The sequence below is a fragment of the Microcoleus sp. PH2017_12_PCY_D_A genome, assembly GCF_020738565.1.
Classification (GTDB): Bacteria; Cyanobacteriota; Cyanobacteriia; order Cyanobacteriales; family Microcoleaceae; genus Microcoleus.
This window is the reverse complement of sequence record NZ_JAEQCI010000212.1, coordinates 1-4,872: the sequence shown is the minus strand read 5'-3', so window position 1 is coordinate 4,872 and position 4,872 is coordinate 1. Positions and strand designations below refer to the sequence as shown.

Here is a 4,872-nt window from a genome sequence, read left to right as displayed (position 1 = left end):
CCGCCCCAACCCAACAAATAACTAACAGGCTGCATCAATTTTGATGGTCATGAAATAATGCAGATTGATATTTTCTGTGGGTGGGGGCGGGTTTATTTAGATTGTTGATTTTTGTTGGATATTGTTGGTGAACCCGCCCCTACGATATTTGGGTAGATAGGGAAATTTGGAGGGATTTTGAGGTAGATTTGATATTATCTGTGGGGTGGGGGCGGGTTTATTTAAATTGTTGGTTTTTGTTGGATATTGTTGGTGAACCCGCCCCTACGACAATTAATTACTGATAAAATCGACTTCTTCACAAACCAACGCAGCGATTTTCCGCGCCGCCCCGGATTCGCCGCGCACACTCCGCAAACGATCGCCAACGAGTGCTAATTTATCAGGATGGCTCAAATAGTCGATCGCCATTTCAGCCACAACATCCGCCTCCAGCCGCCCGATCAACTCCGGCACAATCTCCTCGCCCGCCCAGATATTCGGCCAAGCATACAGCTTTCCCTTTCCCAATTGCAGAATTAGCCAATTAATCCCCGTCGCAAAAACAGAACCGACTAACGGCAAATTGGCCAGCAATCCTGGCAAACCATCCCAAGCTTTCATCGCATCCAACTGCTGCGTCGGAATCAACACAATCATCGGTACAGCTAAGGAACCCAATTCCGCAGTATTCGCTCCCACAGTAGTCAAACACAGACTGCATTGTGATAGCAAATCGTAGGCAGGAGTTTGCGTCCAAAGTTCTATTTGTAAACCAGTTGCTGTCTGCAAAAACGGCGATTCTGTTAAATGAAGTTCCGCGCTAGCATTGGCAAATAAATGCAGGCAGGGATTTTGTTCGGGGTCGGCAAAACGTGCTAGAGTTTGCACATCTAAGGTAGGAGCAACCGGAATTACAAAGCGCGTTTCAGGGCGGACTCGATGGATCGATTGCGCGATCGCCAAACACAACGGTACACCTAAAGCTAATTTTGCCGCCTTAGAACCCGGTAACAATCCAATTAATTCAATATTTTGTAGGGGCGGTGGATGGTGCGTGCCCGCCCCGGCTTTTGCATCCGATTTCCGATCGCCTACTTCCGCAATTAAATCTCCCACAACTGCAAATTTATCAGCATATTTTTGCGGAACTTTAGCAAAAACGTCCGGTTTCATCGCCGCAAACCTATCAATCCAGCGATACCACCGCCCGTCCCATTCCGCATAAGTAACCGTGCGATATTTTAGCCTTTTGCCAATAACAACTGTAAAAAATTGGTCGCCGCCTAAAAACAAAACAACTCCGGTTTTGTACCAATCCCAATTTTGGGCTGTTTTGCCCGATAATAAAAATCGAAAAAAATGCTCCGGTGCTTGCACTCTGTCCACTTCTGGGTAGTTAGATGCGATTTCTGCTTCTTTCCCCGTGGCGTGCGGACAGGGGGACAGCACCACCGAGATGCGCGCTTCTGTGCCCTTGTTTGCCAATTGCTGGCGCAATGCTTGCACGGCGGGACGCACCCAAGTTGCTAATTCTCCGGGCCCGTTGGAGAGGATTAAAATATCGACTGTCATAGCATTTAAGATTTAAAAGGATACAAGGGAGAATTTATGACAGATTTAATGGATGCCGTCAAGATGGGTGATGTGGCGGCTGTGGAATGTGCGATCGAACAACGTGCAGATATCAACGCCAAAGATGACGAAGGCGCGACGGCTTTGACGGCTGCGGCTGAGGTTGGCAATGCTGATATTGTCAAAAAATTGCTCGCAGCAGGTGCGGATGCTAACAGTCAGGATAATGACGGTTGGACGGCGTTAATGAGTGCCGCTGCTGCCGGACATACCGAGATTGTACAGCTTTTGCTGGATGCGGGGGCGGAGGTGAATGCTAAAACTGCTTTTGGTTTGACGGCTTTGATGAGTGCGGCGGGTAGCGGGCGCGCTGATGTTGTGCAGGTTTTGATCGATCGAGGTTCCGATCTCAAAGCAAAAGATAATAATACTTGGACTGCGTTAATTTGGGCATCCTCGGAAAAGCACCAAGATGTCGTTGAGGTTTTGAAGCTGGCGCGCGATCGGGCTTAACAAACTGTGCGATCGTAGTAGTAAGGTGCGCAATGCGCACCCTACAAGTAGTAAGATGCTGCCACTAATTATGCTCTGTAAAGTATTCTCATCATAATTTTTACTGCTTTTGTGGGAAGCCGAAACAGAATATTGATGTTTCTTAGATTAACAAAGTTATAGGGATGCCAGGACTTAGAAAAGGAGTGCTCCTAGTAGAAGCTTGTTCCAGAGTTAGATTAGCTCCCCCCTGAATCCTGGCAAGTGTATCTCCCGATTTCTGGATAAGCAAGTCTGGGCCTGATGGAAGTAGGCTAATTTGAGTAAAGCTTTCCGCGAGTTGAATGTAATCCTTTCCTTTTTCAAAATTTACAATCCTTGCTTCGCCACTGCCAGTATAAAACGACATCCAGGCGATCAAGCTAGGTCGGTTGTTGGGGTAAACATCACCCAGAACGAAGTAATCAGTGCCGGCAGTGCCAATCAGCGTATCGAATTCATTGGTGGACATGAAAAAGTTCCTATTCGATTCATTGAATGTCAAAGCGTCATACTTATTCTTATTATAACTCGTTTGTGTTGTCGCTAAAGCTACTTGCATCCCGACAATTTGATTTGTGCCTGTTTGAAATCCCGTAACAATATCATTCCCGTTGGTTCCTGTAAAAATGGCCGATCGATTTTTCTCGAATTGCCCAAATTTGAGATAGTGTTCTCGACCAGTTTTTAAATTTCCAGCCTCGACAACCGCCGCCACATCGGGGTTGTCTAGCAAGTAACGCGGTTCTAAGAAACTTGTCCCGTACCTACCTTCTGTTTTTCCGAATTTGATAAAATGCTGAAAACCGGATTTAAAAGTTGCATTCTGCACAAACCGAGTGATTTCCGGGTGTCGTTTTAGGTAAAAAGTTTCGTCGTAGTCAGGCGATACTCGCGTGCGGCCTTCTTCGTAGCCAAACTGGATAAAGTGGTCTAAACCAGATGCAAAAGGTAGACTTTTGTTGCTAGCAGTGCGAACTAAGCTAGCAATATCTTGATTTTGAGCTAGATAGGTATCTTCGTCAAAGTACCGCGATATTTTGGTGAGGCCGGCGGCTTGACCAAATTTTTCAAAGTGTTCTTTCCCTGATTTTATGATTCCTGCATCAATCGCTGGTTTCAGCCACGGATATTGGGAAAGGTAGTATTTTTCGTCAAAGATATCGTAATTCATGGTTGTTTATTTAAGAACGTAAAGTGCGATCTGGAAATATGAGTTGTTCGTATCATAAAGTGCGATCGCACTCCCCAGCAGCGATCGGGTAAATCCTGAATAGCTTCGAGATTTCTACCCAATTAAAAATGTCAGATTGTTAGGTGATGGTGGTATAAGAGTGTTAGATGATGGTAATTGATTCAAAGTCAGGTTTCCGCCGCCTTCAATAACAGCGATCGTGTCAAGGTTACTGATTGATGGCACTCGATCATTTATAGGGTTGCTAAAGACCTTCCGCTGGATAGCTAAATCTCGATTATTGTTTATGGGAGACACCGAGAAATTATTTAAGTAAGAGTCTGTTGAGGAATTAACTGTCGATCCTAGCTGAATGCTATCCTGACCTTTGGTAAAGTTCCGAATTGTAGCAAAGCCCGGCCCTCGGTAGAACTCTTGCGTGTTTGGAGAGAACCGCGGAGTGTCCAAGTAAGCATTACTTAGCATAAATTTATCGCTGCCGCTACCGCCAATGAGAGTATCGAATTCATCGCTGCCCGTACTTTCAGCTATTACGTTGTTGACTCGGAAGTTGCCGGGATACAAGCCTACTTCAACTCCAATTAATTCAACTTTTCCCACCCCAAAACTGGTGAGGATGTCATTACCAGAAGTTCCGACAAAAGTTGCACATCGACTGGGTTCATCTTTCCCGAAATTGAAGTAATGTTCCCTACCAGTTTTCAAAGCTCCCAATTGGACGACCGGTAGAACGTCGAGGTTGTTTTGTAAATATCCTACTTCTAAAAATGAAGTGGCGATCGATTGACTGTATTTGACCAGGGGAAACGGTTGTTGAACGCTGGGTCCAGTTTGGAAGTATCCTGTTTCTAAAAATGAAATTCCAGATTCACTATCTTTGATGCCGAATTGAATGAAATTCTGGTAGCCACTTTTAAAAGTTCCATTCTGAATCAACGGCTGCAACTGTTGGTTATTTGCCAGATAAAATGCTTCGTCGTAGTGTGGTGATACGCGCGATCGACCTTCTTCGTAACCGAACTGAATAAAGTGGTCTAATCCTGTTGCAAAAGGTTTGTTTGGGTTGCTAGGAGTGCGGACTAAGGCAGCGATGTCTGGGTTGCCAGCGAGGTAAGTATCTTCATCAAAGTAACGTGATACTTTTGTTAAACCTCCGGCTTGACCAAATTTTTCAAAGTGTTCTCTTCCAGATTTGATAACTCCTGCATCAATGGCTGGTTTGACCCACGGATATTGAGCAAGGTAGTATTTTTCGTCAAAAATTGCGTAATTAGCCATTGTTTTTCTGCGAATTTAATAACTTATTTGTGAAACCTATCACTCATCAGGAACTGACCCTATCACCCAATCGGGTGATAGCGTCAGTTAAATATCACTTAAACTCGATGATTTCTAATGGTTGCTCGTTTGAGAAAGTAAAGTGCGATCTGAAAAAAAAGTTATCAATTATCGGTATTATACCATTTTTCTTTCTCCGCTGCATGGAATAGATACTTTACCGGAAAGGATTTTAGGCGAACAAGGTCGTGCAGCTTCATAGTGAATTGGTATCAGTCCTTTCCATTCCTAAGCCGTAAGGTGCCCATTGCGCA

At 44.8% G+C, this 4,872-nt stretch carries 4 protein-coding genes; 1 reads left to right on the top strand and 3 read right to left on the bottom strand.

Features of this window, described 5'->3' with window-relative positions; all coding sequences use genetic code 11:
* Positions 1-273: 273 nt before the first annotated feature.
* Positions 274-1,554 carry a lipid-A-disaccharide synthase gene (locus JGK39_RS32560; RefSeq protein ID WP_293262311.1) on the bottom strand — a complete coding sequence of 427 codons (1,281 nt, stop codon included), beginning with the start codon at positions 1,552-1,554 and terminating at the stop codon, positions 274-276.
* 36 nt (positions 1,555-1,590) lie between these two features.
* On the opposite strand from JGK39_RS32560, the gene JGK39_RS32555 reads away from it, so the two are divergent.
* On the top strand, positions 1,591-2,067 hold the full coding sequence (locus JGK39_RS32555) for an ankyrin repeat domain-containing protein (protein WP_293262314.1): 477 nt from the start codon (positions 1,591-1,593) through the stop codon (positions 2,065-2,067).
* 142 nt (positions 2,068-2,209) lie between these two features.
* Here JGK39_RS32555 and JGK39_RS32550 read toward each other — a convergent pair whose 3' ends face one another.
* Both JGK39_RS32550 and JGK39_RS32545 read right to left on the bottom strand, forming a co-directional pair.
* Entirely contained in the window at positions 2,210-3,259 is a 1,050-nt protein-coding gene (locus tag JGK39_RS32550; RefSeq protein WP_293262317.1) for a calcium-binding protein, read from the bottom strand.
* 114 nt (positions 3,260-3,373) lie between these two features.
* Positions 3,374-4,558: a calcium-binding protein gene (locus JGK39_RS32545; RefSeq protein ID WP_293262320.1), complete on the bottom strand. Its 1,185-nt coding sequence runs from the start codon at positions 4,556-4,558 to the stop codon at positions 3,374-3,376.
* Positions 4,559-4,872 lie beyond the last annotated feature (314 nt).

Coding starts and splice junctions, on each gene's coding strand:
- JGK39_RS32560 (WP_293262311.1), bottom strand. CDS start 1,554: ATGACAGTCGATATTTTAATCCTCTCCAACGGGCCCGGAGAATTAGCA.
- JGK39_RS32555 (WP_293262314.1), top strand. CDS start 1,591: ATGACAGATTTAATGGATGCCGTCAAGATGGGTGATGTGGCGGCTGTG.
- JGK39_RS32550 (WP_293262317.1), bottom strand. CDS start 3,259: ATGAATTACGATATCTTTGACGAAAAATACTACCTTTCCCAATATCCG.
- JGK39_RS32545 (WP_293262320.1), bottom strand. CDS start 4,558: ATGGCTAATTACGCAATTTTTGACGAAAAATACTACCTTGCTCAATAT.